This is a genomic window from Nocardia sp. NPDC051052, assembly GCF_044456045.1.
Lineage (GTDB): Bacteria > Actinomycetota > Actinomycetes > Mycobacteriales > Mycobacteriaceae > Nocardia.
On the sequence record NZ_JBITFL010000001.1, the window covers coordinates 682,588 to 700,460 of the forward strand.

13 protein-coding genes are annotated in these 17,873 nt (G+C 68.2%); 6 read left to right on the forward strand and 7 right to left on the reverse strand.

The window, feature by feature from the left end; all coding sequences use genetic code 11:
* The first annotated feature begins 40 nt into the window (after window positions 1–40).
* From ACIBCN_RS03035 to ACIBCN_RS03045, 3 genes are all read left to right on the forward strand, one after another.
* The gene (locus ACIBCN_RS03035) at window positions 41–904 is read left to right on the forward strand and encodes a c-type cytochrome (protein ID WP_396989783.1); all 864 of its coding nucleotides are present in this window, start codon (window positions 41–43) and stop codon (window positions 902–904) included.
* Window positions 905–1,007: 103 nt separating this feature from the next.
* Window positions 1,008–2,267, forward strand: coding sequence for a ubiquinol-cytochrome c reductase iron-sulfur subunit (locus ACIBCN_RS03040; protein ID WP_396990170.1), 1,260 nt, complete (start codon window positions 1,008–1,010; stop codon window positions 2,265–2,267).
* Window positions 2,264–3,886: a cytochrome bc complex cytochrome b subunit gene (locus tag ACIBCN_RS03045; RefSeq protein WP_396989784.1), complete on the forward strand. Its 1,623-nt coding sequence runs from the start codon at window positions 2,264–2,266 to the stop codon at window positions 3,884–3,886. The genes ACIBCN_RS03040 and ACIBCN_RS03045 overlap by 4 nt, the downstream gene beginning before the upstream one ends.
* Before the next feature lie 57 nt (window positions 3,887–3,943).
* Here the strand turns inward: ACIBCN_RS03045 and ACIBCN_RS03050 are convergent, their stop codons facing one another.
* Window positions 3,944–4,450, reverse strand: a complete 507-nt coding sequence (locus ACIBCN_RS03050) for a polyadenylate-specific 3'-exoribonuclease AS (RefSeq protein WP_396990171.1) — start codon at window positions 4,448–4,450, stop codon at window positions 3,944–3,946.
* 189 nt (window positions 4,451–4,639) lie between these two features.
* On the opposite strand from ACIBCN_RS03050, the gene ACIBCN_RS03055 reads away from it, so the two are divergent.
* Entirely contained in the window at window positions 4,640–6,025 is a 1,386-nt protein-coding gene (locus tag ACIBCN_RS03055) for a class II 3-deoxy-7-phosphoheptulonate synthase (RefSeq protein ID WP_396989785.1), read from the forward strand.
* Window positions 6,026–6,190: 165 nt separating this feature from the next.
* Here ACIBCN_RS03055 and pknB read toward each other — a convergent pair whose 3' ends face one another.
* Window positions 6,191–8,134, reverse strand: coding sequence for a Stk1 family PASTA domain-containing Ser/Thr kinase (pknB, locus tag ACIBCN_RS03060; protein ID WP_396990172.1), 1,944 nt, complete (start codon window positions 8,132–8,134; stop codon window positions 6,191–6,193).
* Window positions 8,135–8,375: 241 nt separating this feature from the next.
* On the opposite strand from pknB, the gene ACIBCN_RS03065 reads away from it, so the two are divergent.
* Complete coding sequence (locus tag ACIBCN_RS03065) at window positions 8,376–8,741, forward strand: Rv2175c family DNA-binding protein (protein ID WP_396989786.1); 366 nt, start codon at window positions 8,376–8,378, stop codon at window positions 8,739–8,741.
* Between the two features lie 178 nt (window positions 8,742–8,919).
* On the opposite strand, the gene ACIBCN_RS03070 is transcribed toward ACIBCN_RS03065, so the two are convergent.
* From ACIBCN_RS03070 to ACIBCN_RS03085, 4 genes are all read right to left on the reverse strand, one after another.
* On the reverse strand, window positions 8,920–9,975 hold the full coding sequence (locus ACIBCN_RS03070) for a phytoene/squalene synthase family protein (RefSeq protein WP_396989787.1): 1,056 nt from the start codon (window positions 9,973–9,975) through the stop codon (window positions 8,920–8,922).
* Window positions 9,972–11,675, reverse strand: coding sequence for an alpha-(1->6)-mannopyranosyltransferase A (locus ACIBCN_RS03075; protein ID WP_396989788.1), 1,704 nt, complete (start codon window positions 11,673–11,675; stop codon window positions 9,972–9,974). The genes ACIBCN_RS03070 and ACIBCN_RS03075 overlap by 4 nt, the downstream gene beginning before the upstream one ends.
* 83 nt (window positions 11,676–11,758) lie before the next feature.
* Window positions 11,759–13,309: a phytoene desaturase family protein gene (gene crtI / locus ACIBCN_RS03080; RefSeq protein WP_396989789.1), complete on the reverse strand. Its 1,551-nt coding sequence runs from the start codon at window positions 13,307–13,309 to the stop codon at window positions 11,759–11,761.
* A gap of 60 nt (window positions 13,310–13,369) precedes the next feature.
* Window positions 13,370–14,521 (reverse strand): polyprenyl synthetase family protein, encoded by a 1,152-nt coding sequence (locus ACIBCN_RS03085; RefSeq protein ID WP_396989790.1) that lies wholly within the window; start codon window positions 14,519–14,521, stop codon window positions 13,370–13,372.
* Window positions 14,522–14,628: 107 nt separating this feature from the next.
* Between ACIBCN_RS03085 and ACIBCN_RS03090 the strand changes: the two genes are divergently transcribed.
* A complete protein-coding gene (locus ACIBCN_RS03090; RefSeq protein WP_396989791.1) occupies window positions 14,629–15,630 on the forward strand; it encodes a methylenetetrahydrofolate reductase in 1,002 nt (333 codons plus the stop codon).
* Window positions 15,631–15,663: 33 nt separating this feature from the next.
* Here the strand turns inward: ACIBCN_RS03090 and ACIBCN_RS03095 are convergent, their stop codons facing one another.
* On the reverse strand, window positions 15,664–17,688 hold the full coding sequence (locus ACIBCN_RS03095) for a CocE/NonD family hydrolase (RefSeq protein WP_396989792.1): 2,025 nt from the start codon (window positions 17,686–17,688) through the stop codon (window positions 15,664–15,666).
* Window positions 17,689–17,873 lie beyond the last annotated feature (185 nt).

The window sequence follows — 17,873 nt, forward strand, 5'->3', positions numbered from 1 at the left end:
TTTTGCACACGTCGGTTCCGTCTACTCCAAAGGGACACAGATGAGTTCATCTCCCCCGTCAGCGCCAGAGCCCGCCAGCAACGGGAACGGCGAGGCCAGCAAGACACGCAGGCAGCGCCGCGTTCGCCGTCGCATCGCGGGCGGGCTCGCGCTGTTGGTGGGCCTCGTCGGAGCAGGCTTCCTGGCAGCGGCTTTGACGCCGGACCCGCAGCGGGCGACCGCGAACGAGGATTCCTCGGCGCTGATCCGCGAGGGCAACCAGCTGTACGACACGTCCTGCATCACCTGCCACGGCGCGAACCTGCAGGGTGTCCAGGACCGCGGCCCCAGCCTCATCGGTGTCGGTGAGGCCGCCGTCTACTTCCAGGTGTCCTCCGGCCGCATGCCGATGGCCCGCAACGAGGCCCAGGCGCAGCGCAAGCCACCGAAGTTCGACGAGCACCAGACCGACGCGCTGATGGCCTACGTCGCGGCCAACGGCGGCGGCCCCAGCGTGGTCCGCGACGCGAACGGCCAGATCGCGCAGGAGTCGCTGCGCGGCGACGACATCGCCCGCGGTTCGGAACTGTTCCGGATGAACTGCGCCTCCTGCCACAACTTCACCGGACGCGGCGGCGCGCTGTCCTCCGGTAAGTTCGCGCCCCCGCTGGAGCCCGCCTCCGAGCAGCAGGTCTACGACGCGATGATGACCGGCCCGCAGAACATGCCGAAGTTCTCCGACCGGCAGCTGTCGCCGGAAGAGAAGCGCGACATCGTCGCCTACGTCATGAACTCGAAAGAGGAGAAGGCCCCCGGCGGCTGGGACCTCGGCGGCTTCGGTCCCGCGACCGAGGGCCTGGTCATGTGGGTGATCGGCATTACGACGGTCGTCGGTGCCGCGATTTGGATCGGGTCGCGGTCATGAGCACGTCAAGCCCGGAGGCGGCAGCGCAGCGTAACCACGTAGGGCTCGGGCGCATGACCCAGAGGACACAGTCATGAGCGAGAACGAGAAGGAGCCAAACGACATGGGTCGGCCGGATGAGGGCCACGACGGCGAGCCGTCGAAGGAATCCACGGGCCACGGTTCCCACGAGGTGGTCGCCGGTTCCGACGGCCATGCCGTAGCGGAGTCCGACGGGCACGCGGTGGCGGAGTCCGCCAGCCACGCGGCGAAGCGGGACTACACCGAGGCCGAACTCGACGCGATGTCGCGCGACGAGCTGGTCAAGCTCGGCACCGAGCGAGACGGCGTCGACGTCGCCTACCGGCGCGAGCGGTTCCCGGTTCCGGGCACCCGCGCCGAGAAGCGCGCCGAGCGCGCGGTCGCGTTCTGGTTCGCCATCTCCGGCATCGCCGCGGCGGCGCTGGTCGGTGTGTACCTGTTCTGGCCGTGGAAGTTCAAGCCGTCCGACGAGGAAGGCCACACCGCCTACTCGCTGTTCACCCCGCTGGTCGGCGTCACCTTCGGCGTCTCGGTGCTGGTCATCGGCGTCGCGGTGGTGCTGATCCGCAAGATGTTCATCCCCGCCGAGCTGTCCATCCAGGACCGCCACGACGGCCCGTCGCCCGAGGTCGAGCGCCGCACCCTGGTCGCCGAACTCACCGACGCGCTGGAAACCTCCACGCTGGCCCGCCGCAAACTGATCACCCGCACCGCGGGCGCGGGCGTCGGCGTGCTCGGCATCGGCGCGCTGCTGGTGTTCGTCGGCGGCATGGTGAAGAACCCGTGGGCCAAGCGCGAGAAGTCGCCGCTGTGGGTGTCGGGCTGGACCCCGGACTTCGAGGGCGAGACCGTCTACATCCGCCGCGACACCGGTCGCCCGGAAGACATCGTGCTCGTCCGCCCCGAGGACATGGACGCGGGCGCCATGGAGACGGTGTTCCCCTGGAAGGAAAAGTGGCGCGGCGACGAGCACGCCACGCTCCAATCGCTGCGCGGTATCCGCAACGCGGTCATGATGATTCGCCTGCGCACCGAAGACGCGCAGAAGGCGGTCAAGCGTAAGGGCCAGGAGAGCTTCAACTACGGCGACTACTTCGCCTACTCGAAGATCTGCACCCACCTCGGTTGCCCGACGTCGCTGTTCGAGTCGCAGACCAACAAGATCCTCTGCCCCTGCCATCAGTCGCAGTTCCTGGCGACCGAATGGGGTAAGCCGGTCTTCGGTCCCGCCGCTCGCGCACTGCCGCAGCTGCCGATCACCGTCAACTCCGAGGGCTACCTCGTCGCCAACGGCGACTTCATCGAGCCGCTCGGCCCGGCTTACTGGGAGCGTCGTTCATGAGCCCTTCTGTCGCAGCGCAAGCCAACGAGATGGACGAGCGGTACCAAGCCGCCGCGTTCATGAAGCGGTCGATCAACAAGGTCTTCCCGACCCACTGGTCGTTCCTGCTGGGTGAGATCGCGCTGTACGCGTTCATCATCCTGCTGCTGTCGGGTGTCTACCTGACGCTGTTCTTCGATCCGTCGATGACCGAGGTCGTCTACAACGGCTCGTACCAGCCGCTGCGTGGTGTCACCATGTCGCGGGCCTACGAGACAGCGCTGGACATCACCTTCGAGGTGCGTGGCGGTTTGTTCGTCCGCCAGGTGCACCACTGGGCCGCGCTGCTGTTCGCGGCGTCGATCATCGTGCACCTGTTCCGCATCTTCTTCACCGGCGCGTTCCGCAAGCCGCGTGAGGCGAACTGGGTGATCGGCTCGCTGCTGCTCATCCTGGCCATGTTCGAGGGCTTCTTCGGTTACTCGCTGCCCGACGACCTGCTGTCCGGCACCGGCCTGCGCGCCGCGTTCGGCGGTATCACGATGAGTATCCCGATCGCGGGCACCTGGATGCACTGGCTGATCTTCGGCGGGGACTTCCCCGGCACGATCATCATCCCGCGCCTCTACATCGCGCACGTGCTGCTGCTGCCGGGCATCATCCTGGCCCTGATCGCCGCCCACGTGGCGCTGGTCTGGTACCAGAAGCACACCCAGTTCCCCGGGCCGGGCCGTACCGAGAACAACGTGGTCGGCGCGCGCATCATCCCGGTGTTCGCCGCGGACCAGGGCGCGTTCTTCGCCTTCACCCTCGGCATCATCGGCATCATGGGTGGCCTGTTCCAGATCAACCCGATCTGGAACCTCGGTCCTTACAACCCGTCTCAGGTGTCCGCGGGTTCGCAGCCGGACTTCTACATGATGTGGACCGACGGCCTGGCGCGTCTGATGCCGCCCTGGGAGCTCTACCTGGGTCGCTACACGGTCCCCGCCGTGTTCTGGGTGGCGCTGATCATGGGCCTGGTGTTCACGGTGCTGATCATGTACCCGTGGATCGAGAAGCGGCTGACCGGCGACACCGCCGGGCACAACCTGCTGCAGCGTCCGCGCGACGTGCCGGTGCGTACCGCGATCGGCGCCATGTCGATCGGCTTCTACGTGGTGCTGACCCTGTCGTGTGTCAACGACATCGTCGCGCTGAAGTTCGACATCTCGTTGAACGCGACCACCTGGATGGGCCGCATCGGCATCCTCGTCGTGCCGCCGCTGGCGTACTTCATCGCCTACCGGTTCTGCATCGGCCTGCAGCGCGGCGACCGGGCGGTGCTCGAGCACGGCATCGAGACCGGCGTGATCAAGCGCCTGCCGCACGGTGAGTACATCGAGGTGCACCAGCCGCTCGGCCCGGTCGACGACCACGGCCACCCGATCCCGCTGGAGTACCAGGGCGCCACGGTCCCGAAGAAGATGAGCAAGCTCGGCCTGGCCGGCAAGCCCGGCACCGGCAGCTTCCTGCGGGCCGACCCGTGGCAGGAGAGCGAGCAGCACTTCGAGAACGAGCACGCCGAAGAGCACAAGCAGCTCAAGGTACTGCAGGCGCGTCAGGAAAAAGAGCACGGCAACGGCAACAACAGCCACTGATAGCTGAACACCGAAGGCCCCGAGTCGTTTTCGACTCGGGGCCTGCGTTTTTGGTCTCTACAACCGGGGTGTGCTGCGGCGGGATGCCTCGATGGCCTCGAACTTGGCGAGGTTGTGGCGGGCGTCGGCGAGTGCGTCGTGGGCGTCCGGGGGGACGGGGGGGAGTTCGGGGCGGCCGTGGGCGTCCCAGTGCTGGCGTAGTTCGTTGGTGTAGCGGGGGAGGGCGGTGGGCAGGTCGACCATCGAACCCCACAGCTGGCACAGCGCGACGTGGTCGTACGCGCCGACCCAGGCCCACAGCTCCGGCACCACCGACGAGCGCGGCACCAGGAACTTGTACAGGTCGTCGCGGATCTGCTTCCTGCCGCGCCACAGCGGCGAGGACGGCGAGGGCAGCTGCGGCAGCACGTGCCTGCGCACCCACGGGCCCGCCCGCTCGGGATCGAATTCCGTGGACACCGCGTAGTATTCGCGCCCGTCCTCGCACACGACACCGATGGAGACCAGGTCGATGACGACCCCGTCCTCGATGAATTCGCAGTCATAAAAGTATCGAAGCGAGATCGGTCTACTCCTCAGCAGTTCGGTACGGCGCCCGATGTGACGCCGGAGGTACCTCCGAACATTCACCCTAGGTGGGCGGGGGGTCGGTTAGGCAGCCGGGCTCGGATCTCGAACCGCGATATCAAGGGTGGCCGGTGCCACCCGTGTGGTGGGTACCGCCCGCGCCCGACTGATCCGTATTCTGAACGAGTGAACTGGACCGTGGACGTGCCGATCGATCGCCTGCCGGAACTGCCGCCGCTGCCTACCGAGTTGCGCAGGCGGTTGGACGAAGCGCTGGGCCGCCCCGCGTTACAGCAGCCGTCGTGGGATCGAGAGCAGGCGGCGCAGATGCGCACCGTGCTGGAGAGCGTGCCGCCGATCTGCGTGCCCGCCGAGGTGGAGGACCTGCGCGCGCAGCTCGCCGAGGTGGCCCGCGGCGAGGCGTTCCTCATGCAGGGCGGTGATTGCGCCGAGACGTTCGCCGACAACACCGAGCCGCACATCCGAGGCAACATCCGCACCCTGCTGCAGATGGCCGTCGTGCTCACCTACGGCGCGAGCGTGCCGGTGGTCAAGGTGGCCCGCATCGCCGGCCAGTACGCGAAACCGCGGTCCTCCGATACGGATTCGCTCGGCCTCAGGTCCTACCGCGGCGACATGATCAACGCGCTGGTCGCCGACGCCGCGCAGCGCGAGCACGATCCGTCCCGCCTGGTCCGCGCCTACGCCAACGCCAGCGCCGCGATGAACCTGGTGCGCGCGCTGACCGGCGCGGGCATGGCCGACCTGCACAAGGTGCACGACTGGAACCGTGACTTCGTCGCCAAGTCGCCCGCCGGTGCTCGATACGAGGCGCTGGCCGAGGAGATCGACCGCGGCCTCGCGTTCATGACCGCCTGCCGGGTCAACGACCCGAGCCTGAGTTCGGCCCGCATCTACGCCAGCCACGAGGCCTTGGTCCTCGACTACGAGCGCGCCATGCTGCGCCTCAGCGAGAACGCCGCGGGCGAGCCGGTGCTCTACGACCTGTCCGCGCACTTCCTGTGGATCGGCGAACGGACGAGGCAGCTCGACGGCGCGCACATCGCGCTCGCCGAACTGATCGCCAACCCGATCGGTCTGAAGATCGGCCCGACCACCTCGCCCGATATGGCTGTGGAGTACGTCGAGCGGCTCGACCCGAACAACGAGCCGGGCCGGCTCACCATCGTCTCCCGGATGGGCAACGGCAAGGTCCGCGACGTGCTGCCGCCCATCATCGAGAAGGTTCAGGCCACCGGCCATCAGGTCATCTGGCAGTGCGACCCCATGCACGGCAACACCCACGAGGCGTCCACCGGCTTCAAGACCCGCCACTTCGACCGCATAGTCGACGAGGTCCAGGGCTTCTTCGAGGTGCACCACGCCCTCGGCACCCACCCCGGCGGCCTGCACATCGAACTCACCGGCGAGGACGTCACCGAATGTCTCGGCGGCGCCCAGGACATCTCCGATCTCGACCTCTCCGGCCGTTACGAAACCGCCTGCGATCCCCGGTTGAACACCCAGCAGTCCCTGGAACTCGCCTTCCTCGTCGCCGAAATGCTCCGCTGAGCAAGCGTTTACGGCTCGGCTGACAAGTCAGGCAATGCGCGCCGGGCTGACTCCCGATGCCGCGCACAGTCTCGTGCTGTGCTGGCGAAGGGGAGGCCGAGTAGGGCCCTGAGGGGGCGTTTCGACCGCGCTCCGCACACGGGGCCTGATGAGACCTCAGCGGCTCTAAGGCAGGGCGACCAGCGAGACGGAGTTGCCGGATTCGATGTTGGCGCCGACGGCCGGGGATTGCGAGACGATGAGTGAACTGTCGCTCGCCACAAGCTGTTTCACCTCGACCTGAACGCCGAGGGATTGCAGCTTCGCCCTGGCGTTGGCGACCGTCCAGCCGCGGACATCGGGCATCTTCAAGGCGTTGGACACCAGCAGGGCGACCCCGTCACCGGATTGGATGGTGGTGCCCGCGGCCGGGTCGGTGCCGATCGCCTTGTCGGCTTCGATACTGCGGTCGAACTGAGATCGGTTCTCGCGCACCGCGATGCCCGCGTCGGTGAGGATCTTGGTGGCCTCGGCGGTGGTTTTCCCGCGCACGTCGGGCACCTTCACCGGCTGAGAACCCTTGCTGCGGTAGACCTTTACCTGTCCGCCCATCGGGAGGACGACTCCGGGACCTGGATCCACCTTGGCCAGCGATCCTTTCGGCGCGGCGTTGCCTATCTCACCGGAATCCACCGGTTGCAGCCCCGCGTCACGAATCAGCTGGTTGACCTTGGTGATCGGATCACCCGGCTGCACGTCGGGCACCTTCGGCTTGCCGCTGGACACCAGAACCTCGACGGTCGATCCCTTGGTGACCCGCGAGCCCGCCGACGGGTCGCTGCCGACCACGCCGCCGACCGGGATGATGTCCGACGCCTTCTGCCGAATCGAGGTCTCGAACCCGGCCTCCCGCAGCGCGGCGACGGCGCGATCGGAGTCCATCCCGGCGATCGCCGGAACCGGCGAGTACCGGCCGACGCCGAGCCACCAGCCGCCGACCCCGACGACCAGCGTGAGAATTACCACAATGGCGACCCACACCCACATCATGCGGCGCGATTTGGTGCGGTCGGGCGCGTACGCCTGATACGGCGACGACGCGTGCTGCTGACGCACCGGTTGCGGCTGGTAATCGTCGGGCGGACCGTAATCCACCCGAGGCCGCGGCGCGGTGACCACCTTGGTGTGCTGCACGGTCTGCGGCGGGTACGGCTCCGGCGCGGGCATCCCGGCAGGCTGAGCGGCTGGCGTGGCTACCCGGTAGCTCGCGCTCAGATGCTCGGCCGACTCCTGCGGCGAGGGCACCCGGTAGGGCGGCAGGTTCAGCTTCGCGCCGATCTGCCGCAGCGCCGCCGCCATCTCGTTGGCGTCGGCGAACCGGTGCGCGGGCTCGCGCGCGGTCGCCTTCGCGACCAGCTCGTCGAACTCCGGCGGCACACCCGAAATGAATCGGCTCGGGCTCGGCACATCGTTCTCGATCCGCTGATACGCCACCGAGAGCGAGGTGTCACCGGTGAACGGCACCCGCCCGGTCAACAGCTCGAAGATCAGCACGCCGAACGAATACACGTCACTGCGCGCGTCGGCCGTGCCGGTGGTCACCTGTTCGGGGGACAGGTAGGCGGCAGTGCCGAGAATCACGCTGGCCGAAGTGGTGTTGGCCGCCGCCACCGCGCGAACCAGGCCGAAGTCGGCGATCTTGACCTCGCCCGCATCGGAGATCAGCACGTTCTCCGGCTTGATGTCGCGGTGCACCAGCCCCGCCGAATGCGCGACGCCGATCGCCGCGAGCACCGGCTCGGCTACCGCGCGCACCGCGTGCGGCGGCATCGGGCCGCGTTCACGCAGCAGTTCGCGCAGCGTGCCACCCTCGACCAACTCCATGATCAGGAACGGATACTCGCCGTCGACACCCTGGTCGTACACCGCGACCAGCGACGAGTGCTTGAGCTTGGCGACCGCGCGAGCCTCGAACTCGAACCGGGAAAGGAACTGCGGATCACCGGCGAACTTCGGGTCCATCACCTTGATGGCCACCGGCCGGTCAAGACGGGTGTCGACGCCCCGGAAGACCATCGACATGCCGCCGCGGGCGATCGGCGCATCGATGCGATAGCGCCCTTCCAGCATCTGGCCGATCAATTGATGTCCTCCGGCTTTCACAAAGTTCTCACCCCTCGCGGTTGATCCCACAAGCGATCGACCGCCCCGTGCGGCCCTCACGATGGTATCGACCAAACGCACCCGGGTGTCTCACGACTTGCTGCGGGCGACCGTCTACCGTTATCCGCGTGAGTGAGCGCAGCGAACGAACCAACAGCACAGCCGCATATGCACTCACGACGGAGCCGAGCGTCAGCGAGGCGCAGTCGTGAGTGCATTTCCCTGCAGTGATGATGTCCTTCCGGAGTCCGTGGCAGTGCTGCCGCTACCCGAGGTGGCAGACAGGCTCGGGCTCGTGGTGACCCGGGTCCATCAGATGCTGCGTGACCACCAGCTGCTCGCCGTCCGCCGCGACGGCGTGGTCAGCGTCCCGGAACGGTTCTTCGACCACGAAGGCGTAGTCAGGTTCCTGCCCGGCCTGATCACCGTGATGAAGGACGCCAAATACACCGACGAGGAGATCCTGGAATGGGTCTTCACCGAGGACGACAGCCTCCCCGGCACCCCCGTCGAGGCCTTGCACGGCCCGCTCGCCCGCGAGGTCATCCGCCGCGCCGCAGCCGACCCCTTCTGAAATATTGGCCGCGCGGGGGCGGCGTGTTCGTGGCCCCCGGGTGTCGCGCGTCCGAGCGGTCGAGACTCGCGCCTGCGGCGCATGCGCTTCGACCGCTCGGACGCGCGACGGGCCACGAACGGCGCTCGCAAAACTCGCGCTGTGGTGGTCGGGTGAGTGGGATGTGGTGGGCCTGACGTTAGTGGCGAGTGCGGTTGTGTAGTGCGGCGGTGGTGAACTGTGTCGCGGCTACGGCTAGGCGCTGGTGGGTGGGTACTACTGCTCGGTGGGTGAACACGGCATAACCGGAGTCCTCGATGTGGTCGAGGATGCTCGCGTAGAGCACGGCGGCCGTGCGGATGGCCGGTCGAACTCGCGGCTCTAGTAGTTCGATGCCGGGTTCGGCGCGTCGATAGCTGTCGCGGTTGATCGCGATGAGGTGGGCGAGGGCTCGGCGGACTCGCGGATCGGTGCGGTGCGTGCGGTGGCAGTGGATCAGCAGCTCGTGGTCGACACCGAAGGCGGCGAGCTCGTCGGCGGGCAGATACACCCGTCCACGATCGAGGTCCTCCGCGACATCGCGCAGGAAATTGGTGAGCTGGAACGCCTCGCCGAGCGCCGCGGCAGCAGGTTCGGCCTCGGCGATCGGCACCACGGTGCCGAGGACGGGCAGCACCTGGAGCCCGATGGCCGCGGCCGAACCGCTCATGTATTCGTTCAGCTCGGCCATCGTGGCGTAGCGGTCGCGGAAGCGCGCGGTGCCGGGCACGTCCATCCGCATGGAGTCCAGGAACGTCCAGAAGTGCTGTGCGGCAATGTCATAGCGATGGATGGTGTCGGCCACGGCGAGCAGGATCATGGCTCGACCCGCAGCGCTCGGTTGCCGCGCACCGGTCGACGCCGGGGACGTGTCCAGCGAGACCCCTAGCAGCCGAGCGGCATTGGCGGCGCCCGCCCCGGACTCCAGCACAATGCGCAGCTGCTTCTCGATCAGCTCGAGCTCACCGCCCGGACCGTGCTCGGGCAGCTCGTGCTCCCGAATCTGGTTCGGATAGCGCTGTGCGACATCGGTTTCCGCATGATCGACGATGTCGTCCACCATCCTGGCGAACGCGTACAGCGCGTGCACCGCCGGTCGACGCTCCGCCGAGAGCAACCGGGTGGCCAGAAAATAGGTGCGTCCGTGCGCCGCCGCGATCTGCCTGCATTCGCGATACGCGACGGCGAGATCCGACTGCGGCGTGCCGCCGATCATGGTCGAGCGGGCGCGGCCGGATCGATACTCGGCGGCGTGGCCCGCAACCGCAGCGGGTCCACCTTGCGCAGCGACATCGCCGCCACCACGGCGGCAAAGGTCGCCAGGGCGACGTGCCAGAAGCTGTACAACCCGATCGAGCCGTCCGGTTGGAACACCAGCATCAGCCAGGTACACAGGCCGACCAGCACCATCAAGGTCGTGGTGGACAGCGCGAACCCGGCGGCGAGCGCCAGCGGCCACGAGTAGTACCAGGGCAGCGCGGCGGGGGACAGGATGACGATCCCGACGAACGCGATCAGGATGCCGAACACCGCCTCCCGCTCGCTGTGCCGGAAGCGCCACCAGGCCCACACCAGCACGGCCACCAGCGCCACCGCGCACATCGCCCTGGTCACGTTCAGCACCTTGCCGGGGTCGAACGAGGTCACCCAGCCGACCGCGTGCATCATGATCGTCGGCAGCGACAGCCAGTTGATGATCTTCTTCGAGCCGGACAGCGCGGTCAGCCAGCCGATGCCGACGCCGGCGATGGCCGAGGCGGCCACGAAGACCGCCGCGAACACGCTGAGCCCGAGCCCGGCGATCTTGGCGAACATCAGCGCGGGGTGCGGCATGTCCTCGGTCGGCTCGGCGGCGTCGTGCGGCCGTTCGCTCTCCGGTAGGTTCGCCGGGTCGCGTCCGGCCCGCTCGGCGGCGCGCTTCTCGCGTTCGTGCAGCATCCAGATCCACACCAGGAACGGCAGGGCGATGCCCGCTGTCGCCTTGATCGCCACGCCGATGGCGACCACCACGATGCCTGCCACGTGGTGGCGTTCCAGCACCAGCGCGATGCCCGCGCACATCAGGCCGACCATCAGCATCTCGTTGTGCACGCCACCCCAGAGGTGGATCAGCACCAGCGGGTTGAGCACCGCGAGCCACAGCGCCACCGTCGGCTTGCCGCCGAGGTGCTTGGTCAGATAGGGCACCGCCCACATCATCAGGGCGAGGCCGGGCAGCATGACGATCCGCATCGCGATGGTGCCCGCGACGACATTGTCGCCGGTGATGGTGGTGATGCCGCGGCCGAGCAGCAGGAAGATCGGGCCGTAGGGCGCGGTGGTGAGTTTCCACACCGGGCTCACGTTGTCGAGCAGCACGCCGGGGTTCTTGACCGGCCCGTCGACGTAGGGGTCGAAGCCGTCGCGCAGCAGCGCGCCCTGCGCCAGATACGAGTAGACGTCCTGGCTGAACATGGGCACGGCGAACAGCAGCGGGGTGATCCAGATGCCGACGATCGCGCGCAGCTCGTTGAGCGTCACGCCGACATCGACGCGGTCGCCCCGGCCGATCGTGGTGCGGCCGAGTCGCACCCACGCGGTGATCATCATCAGCACGCCGATCCAGACGACGATGGTCGACAGCGCGTACCCGTGGCCGAACCGTAGCCAGGACAGGTGCAGCGCCTCGAGTATCGGGTCGCGCTGGCGGGTGCTGCCCGCCCCGAACCCGCCGAAGGTGATCATGATCGCGCCGTAGCAGCCGAGCATCGCGGCATGCCCTTCCGGGCTGCGCAGGAAGAGGCCGGCGGTGCGCATCCACGACCGCAGGCTCGGTGGCTCGGCGGGGGCCGATTCGCGTTTCGCCGCGATGTTCGGTGCGTGGCCGGTGATTTCAGTCAAGGTGGCCTCTGCGGCGCGCGTTTCGGGGGGTGCCATCTGGTGTCGGTCCCCCCGAATGGTCAGCGGTGATAACCGCGAGTGAATAGGTCGGCGCCTAGTTTACGGCGTCGCCGGGAACACTATCTCGCTGGTACGCACGGTTTCATCTCGAGCGGGGCGGTCTCGCCGGTAATGCGGGTTGCCGCCAGTTTCCCGGACAGCAGCGTAGTCGGCACCCCAACGCCCGGCGTGGTGCCGCAACCGGCGATAACTACATTGTCGCTGGTGCGCGGAAAATTGCGCGAACGAAATGGTCCGGTCTGCCGGAAGAGGTGTGCCGCGGAGAACGGGGTTCCGGCCAGCATGCCCTGATCGCGCCAGGTTTGTGGCGTGTCGAGATGGTCGACGGTGAAATGGTCGGCAATGCCCGTGTAACCGCGGTTTTCCAGCACCTGGAGCAGTTCACGCAGGTAAGCGGGGCCGATTCGAGGCCAGTCCAGTGCGGCGGCGGCCAAATTCGGACAGGGGGCAAGTACCGAGAATGGTTCGTGCCGGCCGTCGGCGCGGGCGATGTAGAGGCCGGGGTCGGTGAGTGCGGGCCGGGTGAGCAACAGCGACGGGTCGCTCATCAGTCGGCCACGTCGGCCCGCGATCTCCGCGAACGTCTTGTCCCAGGCCTCGCCGAATTCGATGGTGTGATGCGCCTGAACGGGCCAGGCGCGGGCAACCTCGGCGGGCACGGTGCCGTGCGCGACGACTGCGGAGGGCGCGGCCCGCAACCCGCGGCGGCGGCGCACGCCGAAGCGGTCGATCGAACCGAGATCGGCGGTCAACACCAGAGCATCACAGTCGAACACACGACCGTCCGCGGTGCGCACCCGCTCGGCCCGCCGCCCCACATAGTCCACCTTCGTCACTTCGGCGCCCAGCTCGAGCGTGCCGCCCGCCGTCGTGAACGCCTCGGCCATCGCCATCGCGATGGCCCGCATCCCGCCCTCGGGGAAAAAGACGCCGAGCGAGGTGTCCATGTGCGGGATCGCGCCGTACACCGCGAGTGCCTCGGCGGGCGGCAGGCCCGCGTACAGCGCCTGGAAGGTGAACAACCGGGCCAGCCGGGGATCCCGCAGGAATCGGTCGACCCGGGGGCCGAGCCTGCCGAACGCGCCGAGACGCACCAAAGCCGCTAGGGCGCGGCGCTTTTCGGGCACCCGGACCATATCCAGCGGCGAATCGAAGTTGGTGTCCATGAACTCGCTGAACGCGGCCGCGTAGATTCGCGCCAGCCAGTCACGCAGCCGCCGATAGCGTCGCGCCTGCGCCGGGCCGCAGACCAGCGCGACCTCCTCGGCCATCGCGTCGGGGTCGGCGAATACCCGCAGGGTGGCACCGTCGGCGAACTTGGCGTGATAGCTGGGCGCCAGCTGGTGGATGCGCAGCGCACAGTCCTGCGGCGTCCGGCCGACCGCGGCCAGCGCGTCGGTGATCAGCTCGGGCAACGTCAACACCGTTGCGCCGGAATCGATCTCGTAATCCGGGCCCTGATAGCGGCCGACCCGCCCGCCGGGATGATCGGCTCGCTCCAGCAGGGTGACCTTGCGTCCGGCGCCGGTGAGGTACAGCGCGGCGGACAGCCCGGCCAGTCCGGCACCGACCACGACGACACGATCCGTCGGTCCGGCAACGGTTTTCATGAGATTCCCCTCTTCGCGGCACCCATCGGACCGGCGTTGTTCAGGTATCCGCAACCACTGTCACGCGGCGCGCTTGGTCGCCGCCAATGCCATGGTCCGCAGCCGCTCCTTCGCGGCCGGTGTCGCCGTGCTGGTTTCGATGGCGGCCAGCCCGGCGTCGGTGAGCTCGGTGATCCGGCGTTCCACCTCGTCCACCGCGCCGAGTTCGGTGATGACATCGCGCAGCTTCGCCACGTCGTCCGCGCCGAGATCGGTGCCGATGCTGGTGCGCAGCAGCTTCGCCGCAGCCGGATCGGCCTCGTCGGCCCTGGCCAGCGCCTCGGCGAGCAGCACGGTGCGCTTGCCCTCGCGCAGGTCGTCGCCGGACGGTTTGCCGGTGACGGCGGGGTCGCCGAAGACGCCGAGCAGGTCGTCGCGCAGCTGGAAGGCGATGCCGATGTCGGTGCCGAACAGGCGGTACGCGTCGATCAGACGCTGGTCGGCGCCGGCGATAGCCGCGCCGAGGTGCAGCGGGCGTTCGACGGTGTAGGCGGCGGTCTTGTACCGGTTGATCCGCAGCGCCGCCTCGACCGACTCGTCGGCACCCGCCTCGCCGTGGATGTCGAGGAGCTGGCCGCCGAGCACCTCGGTGCGCATGCCCGCCCACACCGGCGCGAACCGGGCGATCGCCGCCGGGTCGAGTCCGGACGCGTGCACCATGTCATCGGCCCAGGCCAGCGCCAGATCGCCGACCAGGATCGCGACGCTGGTGCCGAAGTGCGCGGAGTCGCCCGCCCAGCCACGGTCGCGGTGGCGCTGCTCGAAATCGACGTGCACGGTCGGGAAGCGGCGCCTGGTCCGCGAGGAATCGATGATGTCGTCGTGGATCAGCGCGCAGGCCTGCACGAGTTCCAGCGCCGCGCACGCGGTCAGCACCGCAGCGGCGGCCGGGTCGCCGGCGTCACCGCCCGCGCCGAGCCAGCCGGTCCAGGCGAACGCGGGCCTGGTGCGCTTGCCGCCGCGCAGCACGAACAGTTCCAGCGCGTCGGCGGCCTCGACGAAGACCGGGCCGAGCTCTTCGACGGTGCCGCGGCGGGTGGCGAAGAACCTTGTCACCGCGTCTTCCACGGCGGTGACGAAGGCCGCCGTCCCCGGCTGTGCGGCGATGAGCTCGGCAGCCGAGGTGCGGTGAGGCGTCTGGATACCAGGTCCGGCGGACAGGGGAGCCTCCAAAGTCGTGCGGTGATGGGCGCGTGGCGCCACTGGTGTGGTCCGAAGAATACGCGTACTCGTCGGTACGACCCGTGGGGCCTGCCGTCGGTCACCACTACACTGGACCGGTGACTTTCGACAATGCGCGGGGACGCTCGACCCCAGGCCGTCCGCCCCGGACGCACCCGGACGTCTCTGCAACACCTTCGGTTGTCCAGAGTCTGCGGGCCCATTCCGGCGCCTCGGTGCCGTTCTCCGTCGAGTTCAACCCGCCGCGCGACGCCGCCAACGAGGCCAGGCTGTGGCGGGCCGTCCGGCAGTTCGAGCGGATGCATCCCGCGTTCGTCTCGATGACCTACGGCGCGGGCGGGTCCACCCGCGATCGCACCGTGCGGGTCACCGGCGAGCTGGCGCAGGAAACCACGCTGCTGCCGGTGGCGCATCTCACCGCCGTGGAGCACAGCCTGTCCGAATTGCGTTCGCTGGTCGGCTCTTACGCCGATTCGGGCATCCGCAACATCCTGGTGCTGCGCGGCGACCCGCCCGGCGACCCGCTCGGCGAATGGCAGCAGCATCCCGAGGGGGTCGCCTACGCCGAGGAGCTGGTGCGGATCGTGCGCGACCTCGGTGACTTCCACGTCGGCGTCGCCTCGTTCCCGCAGGGCCACCACCGCTCGCCGGATCTGGACACCGACACCGCCTACCTGGCCGCGAAACTGCGTGCGGGCGCGGAGTATTCGATCACCCAGATGTTCTTCGACGTCGAACATTACCTGCGGCTGCGTGACCGGATCGCGAAGTTCGACCCGGTCGAGGGCGCCAAGCCGATCATTCCCGAGCTGATGCCGATCACCTCGCTGCGCACGGTGGCGCGGGCCGAGGAGCTGTGTGGCCGTTCGCTGCCGCCAGCGGTGCTCGAGCGACTGAACAAGGCCGCGGGCGACGACCCCGACGGGAATCAGGCCGCGGTGCGCGAGGTCGGCATCGAGATCGCCACCGAGATGGCCCAGCGGCTCATCGATGAGGGCGCCCCCTGCCTGCATTTCATCACGCTGAACTTCGCCAAGGCGACCACCGAGGTGCTCACCAACCTCGGCTACGGTGTCACCGCCGCCCCGATCAGCGCCTGAGCACTGCTCCCGATTTCCCGATAAGGTGTGCGGTTACCAGCCTGGGGTGCCGGCCATGGGGACGTTGACGTAGCTCGGTGCCGACGGATCCAGTTGCAGGTGTTGGGGTTTGAGCTCGGTGGCGTCCAGCATCGGGCGGATGGGCAGGCCCTTCGGGTAGTTGCCCGCGAAGACATCGACCCGAAGCCGGTGTCCCGGTCGCAGTATCGCGTCGGTGGGGGCGAGCCCGAGGTCGAGTTGGGTGGGCTGGCCGGGGACCATGGGTTGCCTGGCGGCGAGGGACATCAGCGGGAACGGATCGGTGTAGGCGCCGTCGGGCGACCTGCGGCTTTTGTCGTCATCGATGGCCCGCATCGAAGACATCAGCTGGCCGGTGCTCAGCGTCACCGAACGGCCGTCGGGGGCAACATCATTCAGCGTCGCCGTCCAGTAGCCGTCGGTGGCGTCGTGCACGGTGTTCAGGTGCACCGCGATCGGCCCGGAGATCGTCGTCGGCTCGGCCACCGGCGGGCTGGTGAAGGTCAGCCCGCTGAGTTCCTGCACCCTGGCATCTTTGCCGCAGCCGGAGAAGACGAGCAGGCCCGCGGTGCCCTGGACCGCATCCGCCGAACACAGGCTGGCCAGGCCGGGCGCGACGGTGAGCCGCGTCGTCTCGGAAGTTGGTTCGGCCGTGAGGGTTCCGTCGTGCGCGCTGGTGGCGGTACTGCCGCTCGGTGCCGCCGACAGGTACAACCGCCGGTGGCTCGCCTCGACCCGCGGGAACTGGTCGTTGCTGGTCCAGCCCGCGCCTTGCTGCCACATCGTCACCGGGCCGTAGCCGTCGATGCCGTTGTCGATGCCCTTGAGCCACTTGTCGAACCAGGCGCGTTGCAGCACGTCGATACGCGGCGGTTCGCCGGGCTTGCCGCGCATGTCGAAGCCCGCGTTCACGTGGTAGCTGTTACCCATGATCAGCTGCTTCTGACCGGGTGGCAGCGGAATGTCTTGGTAGATGCGGGGTTCGCCGTTGGCGAAGTTGTCGTGCCAGTCGCCGATCACCAGGGTGGGCACGGTAATGCGTTCGGGATGCCCGAGCCAGGCCTGGCGGATCGGACTGTCCGGGTCGAGGACGTCGCGTAGCTGCGGCTGGATGGCGTCGAACGAATCGGTGCCCATGGTCTGAATTCCGACGTCCATGAACGACATCGGGCTGGCCAACCGGTCGGCCAGCCACTGCATATCGAAGTTGCCCTGCACCATCGACACCAGATCCGGCACGAACTTGGCCGCGTTCACCGCGAGCAGGTAGGGGAGCAGGATGCCGATGGCCGCGCCGCCCGGGGCGATCATGTCGCGCACCAGATCGTTGCCCGGCACCACCGGCACGATGGCTTTCAGTGCGGGCGGCTGCTTTTCGGCCGCCTGTACCTGATTGATCCCGGAGTAGGAGGCGCCGGTCATCCCGACCTTGCCGTCCGACCACGGTTGCGCCGCCGCCCAGCCGATCACCTCCGGGGTGTCCTGCTGGTCCTTCGGCCCCCACGGTTCCCAGATCCCTTGGGAGAAGCCGGTGCCGCGCACGTCGACGACGACCTGGGTGTAGCCGCTGCGAATCAGGTTGGGGTCCACCGCGAAAGCGCGCCCGAACCCGCCGCCCGCCACCCGGGTCGCGTCGGTCAGCGCCGCCAACGGCGTCCCGGGCAACTCGAAGTCACGCAGGAACCCGACAATCGCGTCGGACAGCACCGGCACCGACAGCGCCGTCTGCGCGATCATCGACAACAGCTTCGTGTAAGGCGTCAGATTCACGATCGTCGGCAGCGGCGTGCGCACCGGCCCGTTCGCATCCGCCGGCCGATACACGTTCGCCTTCAGCACGGTCCCGTCACTCATGGTGATCGGCACGTCCCAGTCGATATACATCGACGGATACTGCTGCGGACCATCATGTAGCGCCGCCCAAGCCGCCACCCCCTCGGGCGCGGCCGACACCCTGGGCACCACCACCTGCGAAACCGCAAGCAGCGCAAGCACTCCGACAAATACCCTGGTCCACCGGCGGGCTGGAGCAATCCTCATCGATATCCCCCTCTCCTGGTCGGCCAGAAATATACATGCACGATTGTATGTTTCAACCCAATTGCGAGAAGCTTGTCGATATGCCAAAGAACCCCACCCCAACCTGGCCGATCTGCCGACCCCGCCCGCTCGCCCCGCCAACAGCAATCCGCGCACCTTCTCGGGATCCGCACCGACTTTATGGC